This window comes from Burkholderia sp. MSMB1826 (assembly GCF_001526325.1).
Taxonomy (GTDB): domain Bacteria; phylum Pseudomonadota; class Gammaproteobacteria; order Burkholderiales; family Burkholderiaceae; genus Burkholderia.
The window spans coordinates 40,468-59,760 of the sequence record NZ_LOYN01000015.1; the positions used below are offsets into that span (position 1 = coordinate 40,468).

Sequence of the window (19,293 nt, forward strand, 5' to 3'; positions counted from 1 at the left end):
TTGCGCGATCAGGACAACTGCATTTCGATGAGCGTCGGCCCGTCGACATGCGCGAGTGCGTCGTCGAGCGCCCGCACCAGCGCTTGCGTCGTGCTCGCGCGCTCGGCCGGCACGCCATAGCCGCGCGCCAGCGCGAGCCAGTCGATCGGCGGGTCGTCCAGTTGCGTCAGGCGGCTGGCGTGCGGCGTGTCGGCCGGCAAGCCGCTGCGTGCGAGCTCCGTCTGCAGGATGCCGTAGCGTCGGTTCGATGCGATCAGCATCACGATCGGCAAACGCTCGCGCGCCATCGTCCACAGCGACTGGATCGTGTACTGCGCGCTACCGTCCGACTGCAGCGCGAACACGCGGCGGTCGGGGCAGGCGACGGCGGCGCCGAGCGCCACCGGCAGGCCCTGGCCGATCGCACCGCCCGTGTTCGTCAAGATCGTGTGGCGACGGGCGCGCGCTGACGCGGTCACGAACGGATAGCCGCACGTACCGCCTTCGATCGATACGATCGCGTCGTCGGGCAACGCATTCGCGAGCACGCGGCCGACGGCCTGCGGCGTGAGCGGTCCGTCCTCCACGCGCCAGCGCTCGACGCGGACACCCTCGTCGTTCGTTGCCGCGCCGATACGATCGGCCAGCGCCTCCAGCGCGTCGTCGGCCGCATCGCCCGGCGCCGCCAGCGTCACGATGTCCTCGGGCCGCGCGAGTTCGCCCGGAATGCCTTCGTAGCCGAAGTAGGTGACGGGCGCGAGCGCGCCCGCCAGCACCACGCGCCGGCCAGCCAGCGCGGCCCGCGCCGGCTCGGGGAAATAAGGCAGCCGGTCGATGTCCGGCAAGCCGCCGCCGCGCTCCGCGCGCGCCGGAAAAGTCTCGCTGAAGCAGGTCGCGCCGGTGGCCGCCGCGATGCGTGCCGCCGCACGCTGCCCGCGTGCCGACAGTGCGCGGGCGCCCATCAGCAGGACGGTGTGCTGGTCGCCGAGCAGCAGATCGGCCACGCGCTCGACTCGAGCGGCGTCGAACGACACCGTGGCCGGGCGAACCACGGCGGGCAGCGCCGCGCCACGCACCACGGCCGACTGGAGATCGACGGGCAGCACGAGGGTCGCGACGCCCCGCTGCGCGCCCATCGAGGCCGAAATCGCAGCGGCCGTATCCGTCGCGAGATCGGTATCGCGCGCCACGCTGCGATACCACACCGACACCGGACGGGCGAGCGATTCGATGTCGGACGTCAGCGGCGCGTCGTACTTCAGATGCTCGCGCGTGTGATCGCCGACGATGTTCAGGATCGGCGTGCGGGCGCGGCGCGCATTGTGCAGGTTGGCAATGCCGTTCGCGTGGCCCGGCCCGAGGTGCAGCAGCGTCATCGCGGGCTTGCCGGCCATGCGGCCGTAGCCGTCCGCGGCGCCCGTGCACACGCCCTCGAACAGCCCGAGGATCGAGCGCATGCCCGCCACGGTGTCGAGCGCACCGACGAACGGCATCTCGGTCGTGCCGGGATTGGCAAAACAGACGTCGACACCGGCGTCTCGCGCTGTCGCGAGCACGACGCTCGCTCCGCTTCTTGCTTCGGTATCGCTGTCCGACTGGGGGATGTTCATGCGGCTGCTCGACGGGGTTGGCTGAAGTGTTTTTACTGTAATCCCGAATTACGGGATTTGTCAACAAACCTCTCAGCACCTCCAACCATGCAAAGATCCGCGTTTACCCGAAAATTTAGCGAATTTTCCTCATAGACCAGACCTCTCACATATTCCGTCCCCACTTATATTGCGAGAAAAATCCCGTATTTTGGCATTTTTCTATTCACACACCCTTTTATCTGCTCGCGCCGCTCGCCGTTTTGCCTCAGGCAGACCCAAATAAAGTCGCATCCCCCCACCTCGCGAAGATAAGCATCAACTCGTTCGGGACGAATTTGAACCGCCGGCGTTCCAGTCACGCGGAACCCGCGTTTGAACGGGCAATCGTGCCGTCGTGATAAGGTCCTTTTTGGGGCGGCAGAATCAATGTGGCCTAGAGACCGTAGCGCACCACAATTGTCGGTGTGTCACAAGCGCGCAGCGCCGCTGCACGCGTATTGGGCCTCTGTCATGCCCAATGCAGGTGCGGCATCGGTTGACCCCTCGCGGCGCGCGCGGCACAACTCGCGGTGGACGAGCGCTAGGCTCAGCAAAAAAATAGGTCAAGTCGCTCCGGCTAGAGCCATGCGCACGCCACACCATAGCCCCGTCCGCGACGCGGCACCCCATCAACGCCGTCGCACTGGCCAGCAAAATGCGCCAACACGGAACGTGTCGCGTGTGGGCGATCAACCCGACACCGTCCCCGAGAGATCGAAATTGCTCCGGACGGTGGTGCCAGCGATCCCGATGAAGCACCGCGGCGCATGTTCCAACGCAGGTGACTCGCAGGATTAGGGCGACAGCGGTCGCGGCGGCCGCAAAAATCCAGCCCCGTCGCAGCCAACGCGGCGTTTCGACCGCCTGCGGCGTCAGTGGTCAGTAGACGAAATAGAAGAGCTGCAGTAGAGCGGTACCGGCATACGCGTGCCCTACACCGCTGAGGGCATCAGCATCAGAATGATGAAACAATGCGCGCACGGCAGCCGTAGGCCAAAGGAAGTTGTCGCCGTTTGCAAAGCACTGATGTCACCTCTCCGGTTCGGGGCCACCCGAGCACCGCGGACCCTTGTGAATTCAAGGATTTGGTAGCCGCTCATTAAAGTTGTCACCGAGCGCGGCACCGCGAGGACCCGCGCCCACTCCGTCGCGACGTCGTTGCAGCACCGTCGGTCGCGGTCACGCGTTGTTCGAAACCTGAGCCATGATCGCCCCAGCTTCCCCCCACGTCGAACGCGTGGAGGTTCACCGTTATCGGGGCAATCGTCGCCTTTTCCTCGCATTTGCTTGGCACGAAGTGGCGCCTCGGCCATCAGCTTATGTTCATGCACAAATGTTCGGATAGGCTCAATACGAACCGTGCTTGATCACGTAATCGATTACGCGACGAGCTGAAATACCGACACAGCCTCCCGCAAGTTCTGCGCCTGATTGTCAAGTGACTGCGTAGCGGCGGCCGCTTGCTCGACCAGGGCCGCATTTTGTTGGGTCACCTCGTCCATTTGGGAGATGGCTTGATGAATCTGTTCGATGCCACGGCTCTGTTCATCGGACGCAGTAGAAATTTCTCCAACAATGTCAGATACCCGCTTAATAGCCTGCTTGACCTCGCTCATCGTCGTGCCAACGTCACCGGCTCTCTTCGCACCATCCTGAACCATCGCAACGGAAGACGCAATTAGCTCCTTGATTTCCTTCGCTGCAGAGGCTGAGCGTTGGGCAAGACCGCGGACTTCGCTTGCCACGACAGCAAAGCCTTTCCCTTGCTCGCCAGCGCGCGCGGCCTCGACGGCCGCATTGAGCGCCAGAATATTCGTCTGGAACGCGATACCTTCGATCATGTTCGTGATATCCGAGATCTTGCTGGAGCTATTGCTAATATCCATGATCGTGCACACCATCTCCTGCACTGCCTCGTCCCCTGTGTCGGCAAGGTCGGTTGCATGAAGGGCGAGCGAATTTGCTTGCCGAGCGTTATGGGCATTCTGCTTTACCGTTTCGGTCAGTTGCGTCATGCTGGCCGCGGTCTCTTCAAGTGAGGCGGCCTGCCTTTCGGTGCGCGCCGACAATTCGTTGTTGCCCTGCGCAATCTCGTGACTCGCTGTAGTAACGCGTTCGGCATGGTGACGAACTCGCTCGACTACATGGCGCAAGCCGATCTGCATCTCACTCATCGCGACGATAAGACTTTCAGGCGGTGCACCTTGAATTGGCAACGTACAAGATAGGTCGCCCCGTGCGACCAGACTGGCGATGTCACGCACCTCCGCTGGTTCTGCACCCAGTTCGCATCGCAAGCTATGCGCCAGAGCGATACCGGTTCCGACAACTGCAGCCATGCAGATCGTCAAGATTACTGTCAGAGCAATTCTCGAACGCTCGTAGTCGGTTTGACTATGCGACTTCAGCTCCGCATTACGTGCCGCCTGGAATTCGATATAACGTGTGATTGTATCCTGAAGTGCCTGCATGGATGGCGCCGTTCGGCCAACCAACCATTGCCCCGCCGCTTCGCGCTGCCCCTGCTTCACAAGTGCAATGAACTGGTCAAAGTCGGCAACCGCGCGTTTATCATTCGTCTCGAATATGGCATCGACGAGCGAAGTAGCCTCGACGGAACTTCGACTCAGCTTGCGAAGCATCTCGCGGTCACTCATGAATCGTTGTTTGGCCTCGTAGCCGCGCTTGGCCAGTGCCGCCACTACATTAGTGTCGGTCACCAGCAACATGGTTTTTACCGAGTCCACTCCGATAAAGACTTGACGCGAAAGGTCTTCCGCCAACGACAGCTTTACGTTTCCATCGTCCACGATTTCAGAGATGCGCATGCTCATCTCTCCGATCTGCCGCAGAGAGACTACTCCTCCGATCAGAAATAGCAGAAACAGCGCACCAAATCCGAGTGATAGGCGTGTGGACACTTTCAGACCGCGCTTCTTCATGTAGTCTTTCCGAAAATTGATTCGTTTTCTGGTATCCCGCTGCGAACGTCACGGTTCCGATTTCGCCACCTATTCCGTGTGCAGGAGAAGGCTGCGGAATCCAGGAATATGCGAACGACATCAAACAGTTCACGGCAAGGCCTATTATTTAACGGATCGACAGCCCAGTCTCTTCAGCCGATTCCTGCACCCGTCATCCGATTTCTGCAATCGATACAGGCCGTTCGAGATCTGACGAATTCGGAAATTCGATTGGGCAATCGCGCGCCTTCGTGCCAGAAGCCTTCCAAGCCGCCGGCAACCGCGACAAACAACACACTGTCGTCCAAATTGCGCCGTCGGTATCCAGTTTCGGCAGAAAGTTGGCGACGCGGGATCCACCTATCACTCGTTCCGGGTAACTTAACCCCAGAAATTCAAATCAACTTGGGACTCTTGCGATGAAGACGGATAGAATTCATAGCTATCGGCTCGCCGACGGCCACGGCTTGCCACATGACCCTATTCCGGCGATCCTCGGGCCACGCCCCATCGGCTGGATTTCCACCAGCGATGCGAACGACAATTTGAATCTCGCGCCTTACAGCTTTTTCAATATCTTCAACTATCGACCGCCGCTGGTGGCATTCTCCAGTGTCGGCAAGAAAGACAGCGTCAGGAACGCTCAAGCACTGGGTGAGTTTGTCTACAACCTTGCGACGCGAAAACTGGCGGACAAGGTCAACCGGACAAGCATCGAAGCGCCGCCGCACGTGGATGAGTTCGAGCTGGCCGGCCTGACGCCCGCGCCTTCCACGGTCGTGTCTGTCCCGCGCGTGGCAGAAAGCCCGGTCGCACTCGAATGCGTAGTTACGCACGTGCAACAACTTTCCTCCGTCGACGTCGCGCGTCTCGATACCTGGATGGTGATAGGCGAAGTCGTAGCCGTGCACATCGATCGCGCGTTGCTGCGCGACGGCATTTACGACACTGCGCTCGCGCAACCGATTCTGCGCGGAGGCGGCCCCGCCGACTACTTCGAAGTTCTGGCGGCGGGGAAATTCTCAATGTATCGCCCCAAATAGGTTCGCCGATAGGGGCGTCGATCGAGATCAGACCGGCGGTCGATGCCGGTCGATCAATTCGTGCAGTATTTCCTTGAGAGTCTCGATCTTCTGCGAGTTGAAGGGCTTCAGCAGCGCCCGTTCATGCGCTTCGGCTTGAGCAATCAGGCCGGTTACGAGGCGGCGCCCGTTGCGGGTCACCTTGACGAGCGTATAGCGCCGGTCGTCACGGCTTGTCGACCGCTCGACATGTCCTTGCGCCTCGAGGCGCAGTAATAATCGCGTCACCGTCGGCTGTTTGCTGACCGTCATTTGCGCCAACGCGGAAATGGTCATCGGGCCATTGCTTGCCAACGTCGACAGCACACGCCATTCCAGAATGGAAAGGCCGTGCTGCTCCACAACGGCATGAAATTCCGTCGAGACAAGATGCCACGCTTGGCCGAGCAGGGCCGGCAGGTAGTTGTCGACAAATGCCTTTGTTTTGGTCATTCCCCTCGCTGCCTCATCGTCTTCACGAAACAGCGAGGATTCTACCTCCCTCCCCGCATCCGGAGAGGAATCGCCAGCCCAACCCTGCATGATCAGAACTTCCCGGAAAGCAGGGACCCGAAGCCCGGTACGGACGTATTCAATCCGAGCCGCTTGAGCATCATGAACGTAGTCGCCACCGACGAGGAGACAACCGGCATGCCGACCCGATCCTCTATCAGCTGGATCGACGCCAGCGACGGCATCTGCACGCACGCGGACGCCACGACCGCGTCCACCCCGGTCGTTTTCAGTCGCTTGGTGATCTCGACGGGTGCCAGCGGATTCTGGCGCCCAACCTCGAGATTATCGGGAATTTCCAGGGAGATGCTGTCGACCACTTCGATACCCTCGTTTTCGATGTAGTCGATCACCAGTTGCGTCAGCGGCTTCATGTACGGCGCGAGAATCGACACTTTCTTCGCGCCGATCGCATGCAGACCGTCGACCAGCGCACCGGCGCTCGTCACGATCGGTGCCGGCGATCCGTTCTCCTGCGTGCGTTGGTGCAGACGCTTCTCGGATACCCGGTGATAGCCCTGCCCCATGCTCATGATCGCGACGAGACAGGCGTAGCCGAGGACGTCAACTTGCGCATCCGACAATTCCAGTGCGCAGCGATCGCTGTCGGCGTCCATCGCGGCCAGTTCCTCCTTCGTGACATGCTTCATGCGCATGCGGCTGGAATGGAACGTGAAGTGCTCTGGCTGATGGGCTTCACGGACGCGCAGAATCGCCGGAATCTCGGTCTCCATCGTCGTGTTCGACGACGGGACGATCTGGCCGATACGGTATGTACGATTGTTGCTCAAGACAGCGTCTCCTGGTTCAGTTCGCATGCTGGCTCGGATGGGGCCGCGAACGTGTCCGCTGCCGCGACGTCGTCGAAGCGTGCTGCCTGCAGCGAACGACGGTTGACATGCAGATCGAACACGTCGAAACGGTTGTAGTGACCGGTGATGTCGTGCATTTGGCGTGGCTGGATGCAGCGCGAAAGGTCGATGTCCGCATAGACGATGCCCTCTTCATCGATGAGCGGCTGGCCGATCACGCGACCGTCCGGCCCGAGAATGCCGGAGAAGGCGCTGTTTCGGCGCGACAGCAGCTCACGCGCGTTCGGATGTGATGCCGCCATCGCCTCGATGATCTCCTCCGAGACCGTCGAACACGAGACGATCGTGAAAAGCTTGCCCTCGAAGCAGTGCGCGGCCGCACGAACCTTGATCGCTTCCGCCATGTCGTAATCGGGCGGCGCAACCGGCAACGAGATATAGCTGGCGACGTGCACGAGTTCACCTTGCGTCAGCAATGCGAAGCGCGCGAGCGTATTGGTGTTCTCGCCGCAGGCAAGGACGCCCAGGGGCCCAACGCTGGTCTCGTGCACGCGCAGCCCGGCGCCGTCACCCGGCGCCCACGTAAGCTTCTCGGCCCACGTGGGAACCAGCTTGCGGTGGCGGCCGAGAATGCGGCCGTCGTCGGCTATGGTGACGACCGTGTTGTACAGCGTACCGATCCCGTGGCGGTTGCGCTCGTTCACGCCAATCACGACGTTGATACGATGACGCGCCGCTGCCTGCGCAATCTTCGCGATCTCCGGACCCGGCAACTCGATTGCCGAGCGCGCCAGCTTTTCGAACCACGGGCTGCCTTCGACCGGATTCATGATCCAGCTCCAGTACGGGTAGCCCGCCACGAAGACTTCCGGGAACGCAACCAAGCGCGCACCGTTGTCTGCCGCTTCCTCGATCAGCCGGCATGCCTTGTCGACCGTCGCATCCGTCTGCAGGAAGACCGGCGCCGACTGCACCGCGGCGGCCTTGAATTGGGGAAGTTCAAGCATCGTCTAATCCCTCCGATTTCGGTCGAGTCGTCGCTTCAATCGCCGCTGACGGCGGCGCGGGAGCGCGAGGCATCACCGACCGCGACGACCGGATGCCGAAGCTCGCCGATTTTCTCGAGTCGCGCCTCGATGATGTCGCCCGGCCAGACCCATTCCTGCGGATCGCGACCTGCGCCCACCCCCTCCGGCGTACCGGTTGCGATAATATCGCCGGGCTCCAGCGTGATGCCTGCACTGATGTCGGCGATCAACGCCGGAACCTTGAACAGCATGTGGCGCGTGTTGGAGTTCTGTTTGGTGACCCCATTGACGGTCAGGCTCAGATCCAGCACATGGGGGTCGGGAATCTCGTCCGCCGTGACGATGACCGGCCCGAACGGCGCGTAGGTATCCTGGCCCTTCGAGTAGATCCATTGGCCTGCACGTCGGCAGTCGCGAGCACTCATATCAATCAGCAGGCTGTAGCCGAACACGTAGTTCAGCGCGTCGGCCTCGTTGACGCGCTTGGCGCGCGTGCCGATGATCACCGCCAGCTCGACTTCCCAGTCGAGCTGTTTCGTGATGGCCTCGTTATGCTCGATCGCGTCGTCCGGCCCGATGACCGTGGTCGGCGGCTTGCTGAAGATGACAGGCTGCTTCGGCAATTCCTTCGACGTGTCCAGCGTCCGGCTCGATTCCGCGACGTGCTCGACGTAGTTGAGGCCGATCCCGAAGATGTTCTTGCGCGGACGCGGAATGGGCGCAAGAAGCTTCACGTTGGCGAGCGGCACGGCGGCAGCGAGCGGCCATTTTCCACTGTGATTGTCCAGCAGCGCGGTCGTCACGGTCACCGCGTGCGGCCCGAGATCGATGAAATCAAGCATATTGTCCGGCAATGCATAGCCGACGTGTGCGCCGAAATGCGCCAGATCGACCACGGTATCGTCCACGATCGCCCCGAGACGGGCCGCCGCATTCACATTTGCGCGATAGGTAACGAGTTTCATGAGCTGAATCCTGATTGGGTTGATGTCTGTGTAAATGGCAACTTGTGTATTTCCGGGTCAAGCCACTGGTTGATGGCCACCGTTCTCGGCCAGCTTTTCCTCCCGATACAGCGAGAGCTTCTCCATCACCGGCAGGTCGCTGAAGCAGAAGAGGCACGCATCGTCGGTCGCGCTGGTGTTGACGTGTTCGTGCCACGCCCACGACGGAACGCAAAAAATGTCGCGTTCGCTCCAGTCGAAGCGACGTCCATCGATGATCGAGTAGCCGCTGCCCTTGGCGACCTGATAGAGAAAGCTGCCCGTGTGGCGATGCGCCTTACCGACGAATCCAGGACGCAGCAGTTGCATGCTCGCGCCGATCGTCGACATCACATGCCCGCCCGTCACCGGATTGGTGTAATGCATCAGCAAGCCGTCGAACGGACTGCCTTCGCTGGCCTTCGCGTATCGCTGCAACGCCACATAAGTCGGCTCCCATTGGTACTTGAAGAGCGGCGAGTACGGCTTGCTCCAGCCTGCGTCTTGCGGACGCAGGCCGGGCGCACCCCACAGGGCGACCGAATCATCGACTGGATGGGCAACCGCCTGATGCAGGTCCGGATGCACGGCATAGAAGCCGGCCTCGAGCGCGTTGACGAGCGGGATGTCGAGACCGTCTTGCCAGATGCAGGGCAGTCCGTCCGCTTCCACGCCATGCTCGTGCCAGGTGCCGTTCGGCGTCAGCACGAAATCGTTGGCCCCGAGGGTCATCTTATGGCCGTCGACGATCGTGTAAGCGCCGCGTCCTTCCATGATGAAGCGAAGTGCCGACGAAGAATGCGCATGCGCGGATGCGACCTCGCCCGGGTGCATGACCTGCAGCCCCGAATACAGCCACCCGACCGCAGCCGACACGTCGCGCCTGCCGGGGTTGTCGAGATAAATGACGCGTCGTCCCGCCTTCTCCGGCGTCACGAGCTCAACCGAGCGCAGCACGTGATCGCGCAGATCGCGGTAGCGCCACAGCACCGGCACGGATTCGGACTTCGGCTGCCACGGCTCGATCTTGTTGGCCACCGTCCACAGCGCGCCGGTCTTCATGCTCGAAAGCTGTTCGTAATACGCAATCAGCTCCGGTGTGTCCTCGACGTCGGCGCGTCCGGCAGTCTGTTCCCGATACTGATCGTATGCTGCTGTTGTCATCGCGTGATCTCCTTGTATCGATCCTGTGGGGGAGCCTGACGTCAGGTCCGGTTACGTGCGTAGTTGCGTTCGAGCTGGTCCTTGCCGGTCGCATACGCCGCCGGCCATTCGACTTCGCTCCAGCCGTGTTTGGCGCACTCGTGCAGCAGCCAGGCTGGGTCCGCCAGATAAGGGCGCGACAACGCACAGAGATCCGCGCGCCCGGATGCAACGATTCCGTTGACCTGATCCGCTTCCGTAATCGCGCCGACCGCGATCGTCGGTACGCCCGCTTCGTTGCGGATACGGTCGGCCATCGGTGCCTGGTACATCCGCCCATACACGGGCTTTTGGTCGGGCGTGACTTCGCCGGACGACACGTCGATCACGTCCGCCCCGGCGAGATGCAGGCGCTTCGCGATCTCCACCGCCTCGTCGACCGTCGTTCCCCCCTCCGCCCAGTCCGTGCTCGAAATGCGCACGGAAATCGGCAAATGCGCGGGCCATGCTTCACGCACGGCTGCAAGCACGTCCAGCGGAAAGCGCAGACGGTTTTCGAGCGAACCGCCATATTCGTCGTCGCGCCGATTCGTCAGCGGCGAGATGAAACTGGACAGCAGGCAACCGTGGGCAGCCTGCAATTCGATCCAGTCGAAACCGGCGGCTGCCGCGCGGCGCGCCGCGTCCACGAACTGCGCCCGAATCTGCGCCAGATCTTCCCGGCTGGCTTCGCGCGGAACCTGGGAAACACCGGGGAGATAGGGAATTGCGCTCGCGGACACGAGCGGCCAGTTGCCCTCCGCCAGCGGATGGTCCGGTCGCTCCCAGCCGAGTTGTGTCGAACCGCGGCGGCCTGCGTGACTCAGCTGCACGCCGATACGCGCGTCGCTATTTGCGTGGATGAATTCGGTGACGCGCTTCCACGCGTGAACCTGCTCGTCGTTCCACAAACCCGGACATCCCCGCGTCATGCGGCCTTCGGCGGATACCGCGGTCGCCTCGGTCAGCAAAAGGCCTGCACCGCCGAGCGCCCGGCTGCCCAGGTGCACCAGATGGAACGGATCAGGCACGCCATCGCGGCTCGCATACAGCAGGGTCGGCGACACGACGACACGATTCTTCAGCGTCACGCCGCGCACGGTATAGGGAGTCAGCAGCGGTGGGCGCGGGCGGGCGTCGTCGGTGGTCGGCGCGCCTGCACGCCGCGCAAGCCAGCCCTCATAGTCGGCGAGCCATTGCGGGTCGCGCACCCGGAGGTTCTCGTGGGAAATTCGCTGCGAACGGGTCAGCAACGAATAGGCGAACTGTTCGGGCTCGAGCGCGGCATAGCGCGCTACGTTCTCGAACCACTCGGTCGAGTTGCGTGCGGCGTTCTGGATCTTCAGCACCTCGACACCACGCACGTCCTCGTAATGCGCCAGCCCTGCGCGGAGATCGCCCTGTTTCGCCTTCAACGTGTTGCACAGCTCGATGGCGTCTTCGAGCGCGAGCTTCGTTCCGGAGCCGATTGAAAAGTGTGCCGTATGCGCGGCGTCGCCCATCAGCACTACGGGCACGTCCCGGCCCGCTGCTCCGTCGGGTTTCGTCCAGTGAACCCACTTGCCGCAAATCACGCGCGGGAAGCGAATCCAGATCGCCGAGCCGCGCAGGTGCGACGCATTCGAAATGAGCCGCTCGCCCTGCAGCCACGGCGCGAAAATCCGCTCACAGAAGGCGATGCCCTCTTCCTGGGACATCTGGTCGATGCCGGCCGCGCGCCATGCTTCGTCGGTCGTTTCGACGATGAACGTCGACCGGCCTTCCTCGAACTGGTACGCATGGGCCTGGAACCATCCATGCTGGGTCGGAACAAAAATGAAGGTGAATGCATCGAAGATCTTGTTGGTTCCCAGCCAGACGAAGCGACAGTTCCGCTGGTCGATGTCCGGATGGTACGTATCCGCATATCGCGTTCTGACCGGGCTGTTGATGCCATCTGATGCGATGACGAGATCGGCCCCGTACTCTTTGGCCACGGCCTGGTCGTCCTTGATCTCAGTTTCGAAAACCAGCTGTACGCCAACTTCCTCGCAACGGGCTTGCAGGATATTGAGCAGCTTCTTGCGCCCGATCCCGATGAAACCGTGTCCTCCGCTACGGATCGTCCGATCCTTAAAATGGATATCGATGTCGTCCCATCGGCTGAATTCATCGGCGATCTGCTTCGCGGAGACCGGGTCCGCCTCGCGAAGATTGTCCAGCGTTGCGTCGGAAAAAACGACACCCCATCCGAACGTATCGTATGGCCGGTTCCGTTCGATCACGATCACCTCGTTATTCGGATCCTGCAACTTCATCAGTAATCCAAAGTAAAGGCCTGCGGGTCCCCCGCCAATACAGACGATTTTCACACTAGTCTCCTTATTCGTTGACCGATTCCAGGCTCAGTGCCTGACGAAGAATGACGGGAATGTCGATCGCCCGATGCGTCTCCAGCGACGTGGCGACCAGTACCTGGGTCACACTCATGCGAACGTCACCTTCGATGCCGGTGCACGTGAGTGACAACGTCAGCGACTTTCCGCCGAGACGGAGCACTTCGAGGCTCAGTTCCACGTCGTCCCCCATGCGGCTGATCGATCGGAAATCGGCCTCGAGGCGAACTGTGGGCAAACCGAAGCGGTGCTTGCCGATATATCCCGCAAAACCATCCGGCAGCAGGCCGTCGATCCACGACTCGAGCAGATTGTTGAACATCACGAAGTACTGCGGATAAAACACGATGCCGGCCGGATCGCATTCGGCGAAGCGGATCCGATGCTTTTGTGTCAATTTGCGCGGATTCATCACGCCTGCCCTCCGGTGGAAAGTGCATGCCGCTGGATGCAGGCACGCAGTGCGTTGCCGTGTTCGTCTGCCAGCGCGGCGTCGCGCAACTCGCGCAACGTGGCCGGCTTCAGCGACGTTGCATGGCGATCGACGACCGCCATCACGGTCTCATAATTCTTCAGCCCGCGTGCATGCGTATCGCCGTATCCCTTGACGAGCCGCTGACATTGCGCCGTCTCGAGCGCGAGCGCCGGATCGGTCGCTGCCAGCGCGCGCACGCGCGCGAGCCACGTTTCGATACGCTCGTTCTCGACCACATAGCGCAGCGTGACGCGACGCCAGCGACGCCAGCGGGCCAGCAGATACAACATCAGAAAACCGCCCAGCGAGCTCGTCTTGACGACACGCCCCTCTCGCGCAAAGCGCGCGACAAAACGGTGTACCGCATGCGGGCGTGCCAGCCATCGGCCCAATGCGGCCGGCAACGTCTCGGCAATCTCCTCGATGCGCGGGTGCATGAACTCGTTGATCTGCAGGAGTTGCTCCGGCTTCGCCCGCACTTCCCCGCGCACCCGGTCGAAGCGGCTTGCACGCGTCTTGAGATCGGCCACGCGAATCGTGTCCTCGTACGACATCCATAGCGCCAGATGCCGTGCCGTCTCGCCCAGCAGCTTGGCATCTTTGCCGCCCGGCGCCGACCGCAGCACATCCAGGCGATCCAGATACAGCCGGGCATAAGCGACATCCTGATAGTCGATCAGGCGACGGACGCCTTCAACGGCGAGAACCGACGCTTCCTGCGGAAAGCCACGCGCGCGCTCGACAAGCGCAGCGACAGCCGGGTGACGCGGAGATGAGGGTGCCGCCGCCGGTTCTGGCCTGGACGAGGCGGTCACGGTCTCCGTGTCGCCCTGTTGCGCACGCTTGTAGCCGGCGTCGAACGCCTTGAGGCTCGGCTTGACGCCCACACCGCCGCGCTCGATCGTCGCCTCGAACTGTTCACGTGAAAACGGCAATACCTCGGCCGCGCAAAGTGCCCCGAACAGCACGGCGCTGATGACACTACCGGTTCGCTCGGCGACTTCCGCCATATCGAAATGCACGAAACGCTTCGCCGCGCGCCGCGATTGACGCACGAGGGCATCGCTGTCGACACGGCCGTCCCCCATCGCCGCCTTCTCTCCGATCGAGTAGACACGATGACTCGATGCAACCAGCGTCGTCCGGTCCGACGTGACGATGCCGCGCTGTACCGCGCGCCCCGCTTCCATCAGTTCGGAAGCGAGCACTACGTCCACGTCGCCCGGCATGGGCATCAGCGCAAGAACGGGCGCGCGCGGGACGGCAGCGTCCGCGCCCGGAAACATCTCGACGTAGTAGATCGTCGCACCGGTGCGCTGCGCCACGCCGGGCACTGACGTGGTCTGGGCGAAATAGCCGTTCTCCTCACCCAGATTGACGATCCAGTCGGCAAGCACGCCGCCGCCCTCGCCGCCCATGGCGAGAATGGCGATCTTGATCGGCTCAGCATTCATTCCTTGGTTCCTCATGAAGCGATGACGGGTAACGAAACCCGCCTGACTCGTTTTGCGGCGCCGCGCACGGGAGCGCGACGCCGGGTGCGACAGGTATCAGAACGCAAACCGGGCACGACGCCGCGCATCGCCGCGCTGCAGCCAGCCGATCACCGCATCGCGCACGCGCTGGCGCAGGCGATCCAGACGCGTCGGATTGCTGACGATTTGCGCGCGATAGAACGAAGGGCAAAGCACTGCGGCATGCGAAACCTCGCCGCACAACCCGCATCCGACACAACTGTCCATCACCGTGGCGACGGGGTCGCGGCGCAACGGATCGGGATTCTCGCGGATCGAAAGAGACGGGCAGCCGGACAAACGGATACACGAATGGTCCCCGGTGCAGGTGTCCGGGTCGACGCCGAAACGTTCCCGCACCACGCGCTCGCCCGCGGCGATGGCCTTGCGCATCTTGGGCTTCTCTCGCCGCTGCTTGTTGAGCATGCATTCGCTCTGCGCGATCAGCACCTTCGGCCCCTTGGCCGTCGTGGTGAGCGCTTCCCGCAACGTCGCCGTCATGGCCTTCAGGTCGTAGGTGCGTTTGATGGTGCGAACCCATTCGACACCCACACCCTTGACTGCCTTCTCGATCTCGTGCCCCGTGCTGCGGGTCGGATTGGTCGCGGTCGACGACAGGATGTCCTGCCCGCCGGTCGCGGATGTGTAACTGTTGTCGATGACGATGGTCAGGTTGTCGCTACGGTTGAAGACCGAATTCGCGACGCCGCTCGTCAGGCCGTTGTGCCAGAACCCGCCGTCGCCCATCACCGAAATCGCGCGCTTCCCGGACGGCGCGTTCAGCGCCGCAGCGCCCGCGCCGCCGAGACCGTATCCCATCGTCGTATTGCCGAGGTTGAACGGCGGCAGAATCGAGAAGAGATGGCAGCCGATATCCGCGCTGATGTGGTGCGGGCCCAGCTCGCGTTCGACGAGCTTCATTGCGGTGAAGATCGGCCGCTCAGGGCAGCCGGTACAGAAGCCCGGCGGGCGCGCGTGAACCGCGCGATCCAGTTCGGCCGTTTCCTCGACCTCGCCGCCGTCGGCCTGGGCCGCGAGTACAGGCGCTTTCGCAGCAGACATCGAATCCGCCGGCGCCTGCACGAGCGGGATGACTCGACGCACCGGTGCCTGAACCGGCTTCGGCTCGACGATGCCATATCGTTCGAGGAACGCACGCACACCCGCAAGAACGGTCGCGGTGTTGTATTCGCCGGCCATCGGCAACAGGTCCTTGCCGTGCAGCACGGTGTCGACGCCCAGTTGACGAAGGATGTTCGCGACGTTCTGCTCGACGAAGTTCGGCTGCCCCTCCTCGAGAACCAGAATGGCGCGTTTGCCCTGGCAGAAGCGCTCGAATTCCGCGTCGACCAGTGGATACGCGACGTTCATTACGTAGAGCGGGATCTTCGACTCGCCGTAGACGTCCGCAAGGCCCAGCTTCTCGAGTGCCCGGATCAGTGTGTTGTAGTTCCCGCCCTGCAGCGCGATCCCGACGTCGGCCGCACCGTCCGCAAAGAATTCGTTGAGCTGGCGCTCCTGGATGAAGCGGATCGCTGCCGGCCAGCGCTCCTGCACCTTTTCCTTTTCATGCCAAAAGCTGGCCGGCGGCAAGACAATGCGGCTCAGGTCCCGCGTCGGATTCTCCAGTGCATCCTTGACCGTAAATTTGGGATGGCGATTTTGCGACGTCACGAACTGACCGTGCACATGGCACGAACGGATGCGCATCTGCAGCATGACGGGCGTGCTGCTCGCTTCAGACAGCTCGAACCCGTCCTTGACCGCCTGCACGATGCACGGCAGGTTCGGCCGCGGGTCGAGCAGCCACATTTGCGACTTCATCGCGAACGCGTGACTGCGTTCCTGCATGATCGACGAGCCTTCGCCATAGTCTTCGCCGACGATGATGAGCGCGCCGCCCACGACGCCGCCGGATGCCAGGTTGGCGAGCGCGTCGGATGCCACGTTGGTTCCGACCGTCGCCTTGAAGGTGACTGCGCCCCGCAGCGGGTAGTTGACGGACGCGGCCAACGTCGCGGCGGCCGTGGCTTCGCTCGCGCTGTTCTCGAAGCGGATGCCGTACTCGCCGAGAATGTCCTGTGCGTCGGCCAGCACGTCCATCAGATGCGAAATCGGTGCGCCCTGGTAGCCGGCGACGTACGCAACCCCGGATTCCAGCAGCGCCTTCGTTACGGCAAGAATACCCTCGCCACTGAACAACTCGCCCGCCCCCAGGCGCAGTTTCTTTACCTCTTCGACAAAAGATCGCTCGGCCATCGTGGTCCTCTAAGTGATTCGTCCGGCACGTCGTGCCCATGTGCTTCACTTTCGGTCGCCACATCCCCTCCGTCAATACATGAATAATCATGTACTTTTACTTTTCGCAGGACGTGGATATCCATTGCAGGAACGGGATATTGCCGGCGTCCCAAGGACGGGTTTTCCTGCGTTTCTGGGTGCCGACGGGTCAAAGTACTATTCTTTTAACAACCTCATTGCCGAAAAGCCACCGCAATTGGTTGCTGCGCCGCACAACGCACACGCGCGACGCCTCGACGGTCGGCATCGGCCATCTCCGATTACATGAAAATTCATGTGTATTGGCACGAAGGTTGCATCGGAATTCAGTCAGCGTCGACGCTTTCACGAACAAGCGGCGGCCGGCTAGCAGACGTACCGTCCGACTCTCGAAAAGGTATCAGTCATGTTGCACGTCATGTCTTCCACGCCCTCGTCCCAGCAGCCCGGGGCACCATTGGACCGGGGCCTGGGCGATCCCGGCCAACTGTTGTTCGCATCAGCGGACGTCGACGAAGTCCGGTCGATGGTGGGACGCGTAATGAAACCGCACAGCCTCAAAATCATTGGCGGCGGGGAGCGTCTGGATGCGCGCATGCATTTCATGCCACTGGGCGACGTGTCGGTCAGCCGGCTGCGGTACGGTTCCGCCGTGGAAATCAGCCCTGGACCGCTCGAAGACTTCTTTTTGGTGCAGATGCCCCTCATTGGGAGCGCGGCAATCGACAGTGGTGCGCAACACATCGACTCGTATCCGGAACTGGCATCCGTCCTCAGCCCCGACGACGACACCTGCATGCGCTGGGCTGCCGGGAACGACCAGCTCATGGTGCGAATCTCCCGGTCATTGCTGGAACGCACGCTGGTTGGTCAACTCAATCATCCGTTGGAGCAGCCGCTGCATTTCGAACTGGGCTTCCGCTGGCGGGACAACCCGCTCTGGCAATGCCTGCTGAATTACCTGATGAATTGCTCGGCACAATGTCCCGGCCTGAAAGACCATAAGCTCGTCGTCGACCAGATCGAGCAGTTGGTCGCGTCGACGCTGCTTGCGACGCAAAGACACAACTACAGCGATACGCCGCCCGCGCGCCGCGGTACGATTCTGCCCCGCCACATCAGGCGCGCGAAGGATTATGTGAAAGCCCATGCGCACGAACCCATTTCGGCGGAACAGCTCGCGCAGGTTGCAGGCGTCAGCGTGCGCAGCCTTTATGCCGGATTCAAGGAATATCTGGGTGTGAGCCCGATGCAGTATCTGCGCGACCTGCGCATGGAATGCGCGCGTACAGAGTTGACGAGCGGTGAGGCCAGCAATGTGGCTGGCGTCGCGCTGCGCTGGGGCTTCGCACACATGGGACGTTTCAGCAACGACTACAAACAGCGTTACGGCGAGACACCGAGCCAGACGCTGCGCCAGCGCTAACTGGCAATCACATCACGATAGGGCCGAGCAGCGATCGGGACCCTACGACGGCGATATCCGGCCGGGCTGCCGGCGCCGTAAAGTCATGACCGGGCGACCGGATGGACAGCCGGCAAGCACACACGTGCAAGCGGGCGTTCTGCCGCAACCCGTCGTCTCTGCGCGAAACGCCGGCCGAAGCACCCGAGCTTCGAGGCCGGCGATTCCCCGATCGATTCTCGATCCGAGCCTTGCAATCAGATCACTCCACCAGAGCCAGCACGCGCAGCGGGCTACCCGAGCCGCCCTCGATTTTCAGAGGTGCAGACAGGATCAGCGCGCCCTGTGGCGGCAATTGATCGAGATTCTTCAAACATTGCAGCCCGTAGCGATTTGCGCCGTGCATCAGCGTATGGCACGGATAAGCGAGCGGCCACGCATAGGATTGCCCAGCATCGGTGTTGATCGTCTCAACACCGAATCCATGCACGTCGCGTTGATGGATCAGCCACTCGACGGCTTCCTGTGTCGGACCGGGCGTGTGGGCGCCGTCGTCCCGCAAATTAAGGAAGGCGGTGGCATCGTTGACTCGCAGCGACCAGTCGGTGCGAAACAAGACCCATGCTCCCGCTGGGATGCGACCGTGCCGTTGCTCCCATGCCTCCAGAAAATCCACGGTCAGCAGCCAGTCGTCGTCACCCCCGACCTCGGCGCTGGCGTCGATCACCACGGCCGGAGCGACAAAGCTTTTCGGCTCGATGGTGTCGACGCTATTGTGTGGATGGTCGCGACCCGTGATCCAGTGCGCCGGCGCATCGAAATGCGTACCAGTGTGCTCGCCGCACGTGAAGTTGTTCCAGTACCAGGCGGGCCCCGCCTCGTCATAGTGGGAAATGCGCTCGATCGTGAACGGCTTGACCTGACCGAACTGCGGGGGCAGTTGCAGCGCCGGGAACGACGGCGACAACGTCTGCGTGAGATCGACGACGCGAATGGTACCGCGCGCCAGCCGCTCCGCCAAATCGGGCAAGACAGGATGATTCGTGTGCGCCATGAAAGGAAACCTCCAGCGATTTGATTGGGGTCAGCAGC

14 protein-coding genes are annotated in these 19,293 nt (G+C 62.1%); 2 read left to right on the top strand and 12 right to left on the bottom strand.

The features are described from left to right. Positions 1-8: 8 nt before the first annotated feature. Together WS95_RS07180 and WS95_RS07185 are read right to left on the bottom strand one after the other, a co-directional pair. The gene (locus WS95_RS07180) at positions 9-1,589 is read right to left on the bottom strand and encodes an acetolactate synthase large subunit (RefSeq protein ID WP_059823035.1); all 1,581 of its coding nucleotides are present in this window, start codon (positions 1,587-1,589) and stop codon (positions 9-11) included. A 1,400-nt stretch (positions 1,590-2,989) separates the two neighbouring features. Further along, positions 2,990-4,552 (bottom strand): methyl-accepting chemotaxis protein, encoded by a 1,563-nt coding sequence (locus WS95_RS07185; RefSeq protein WP_059823037.1) that lies wholly within the window; start codon positions 4,550-4,552, stop codon positions 2,990-2,992. A 440-nt stretch (positions 4,553-4,992) separates the two neighbouring features. On the opposite strand from WS95_RS07185, the gene WS95_RS07190 reads away from it, so the two are divergent. Further along, positions 4,993-5,616: a flavin reductase family protein gene (locus WS95_RS07190; RefSeq protein ID WP_059823039.1), complete on the top strand. Its 624-nt coding sequence runs from the start codon at positions 4,993-4,995 to the stop codon at positions 5,614-5,616. 27 nt (positions 5,617-5,643) lie between these two features. Here the strand turns inward: WS95_RS07190 and WS95_RS07195 are convergent, their stop codons facing one another. The 9 genes from WS95_RS07195 to WS95_RS07235 form a co-directional block, all read right to left on the bottom strand. After that, a complete protein-coding gene (locus tag WS95_RS07195) occupies positions 5,644-6,087 on the bottom strand; it encodes a MarR family winged helix-turn-helix transcriptional regulator (RefSeq protein ID WP_059823520.1) in 444 nt (147 codons plus the stop codon). Between the two features lie 92 nt (positions 6,088-6,179). Beyond that, a complete protein-coding gene (locus WS95_RS07200; RefSeq protein WP_306454094.1) occupies positions 6,180-6,938 on the bottom strand; it encodes a maleate cis-trans isomerase family protein in 759 nt (252 codons plus the stop codon). Beyond that, on the bottom strand, positions 6,935-7,966 hold the full coding sequence (locus tag WS95_RS07205) for a carbon-nitrogen hydrolase family protein (protein ID WP_059823042.1): 1,032 nt from the start codon (positions 7,964-7,966) through the stop codon (positions 6,935-6,937). Before WS95_RS07205 ends, WS95_RS07200 begins: the two co-directional genes overlap by 4 nt. Positions 7,967-8,001: 35 nt before the next feature. Continuing rightward, positions 8,002-8,952: a fumarylacetoacetate hydrolase family protein gene (locus WS95_RS07210; RefSeq protein ID WP_059823044.1), complete on the bottom strand. Its 951-nt coding sequence runs from the start codon at positions 8,950-8,952 to the stop codon at positions 8,002-8,004. Between the two features lie 57 nt (positions 8,953-9,009). Further along, complete coding sequence (locus WS95_RS07215) at positions 9,010-10,134, bottom strand: cupin domain-containing protein (protein WP_059823046.1); 1,125 nt, start codon at positions 10,132-10,134, stop codon at positions 9,010-9,012. 41 nt (positions 10,135-10,175) lie between these two features. After that, positions 10,176-12,503, bottom strand: coding sequence for a bifunctional salicylyl-CoA 5-hydroxylase/oxidoreductase (locus WS95_RS07220; RefSeq protein WP_059823047.1), 2,328 nt, complete (start codon positions 12,501-12,503; stop codon positions 10,176-10,178). A 10-nt stretch (positions 12,504-12,513) separates the two neighbouring features. After that, entirely contained in the window at positions 12,514-12,939 is a 426-nt protein-coding gene (locus tag WS95_RS07225; RefSeq protein WP_059823049.1) for an acyl-CoA thioesterase, read from the bottom strand. Further along, the gene (locus WS95_RS07230) at positions 12,939-14,456 is read right to left on the bottom strand and encodes an indolepyruvate oxidoreductase subunit beta family protein (protein ID WP_156444451.1); all 1,518 of its coding nucleotides are present in this window, start codon (positions 14,454-14,456) and stop codon (positions 12,939-12,941) included. Before WS95_RS07230 ends, WS95_RS07225 begins: the two co-directional genes overlap by 1 nt. A gap of 96 nt (positions 14,457-14,552) precedes the next feature. Next, on the bottom strand, positions 14,553-16,775 hold the full coding sequence (locus tag WS95_RS07235; RefSeq protein WP_059823052.1) for a thiamine pyrophosphate-dependent enzyme: 2,223 nt from the start codon (positions 16,773-16,775) through the stop codon (positions 14,553-14,555). A 427-nt stretch (positions 16,776-17,202) separates the two neighbouring features. Between WS95_RS07235 and WS95_RS07240 the strand changes: the two genes are divergently transcribed. Beyond that, positions 17,203-18,222, top strand: a complete 1,020-nt coding sequence (locus tag WS95_RS07240) for an AraC family transcriptional regulator (protein ID WP_059823054.1) — start codon at positions 17,203-17,205, stop codon at positions 18,220-18,222. A 241-nt stretch (positions 18,223-18,463) separates the two neighbouring features. Here the strand turns inward: WS95_RS07240 and WS95_RS07245 are convergent, their stop codons facing one another. Next, a complete protein-coding gene (locus WS95_RS07245; RefSeq protein WP_059823056.1) occupies positions 18,464-19,255 on the bottom strand; it encodes a cyclase family protein in 792 nt (263 codons plus the stop codon). Positions 19,256-19,293 lie beyond the last annotated feature (38 nt).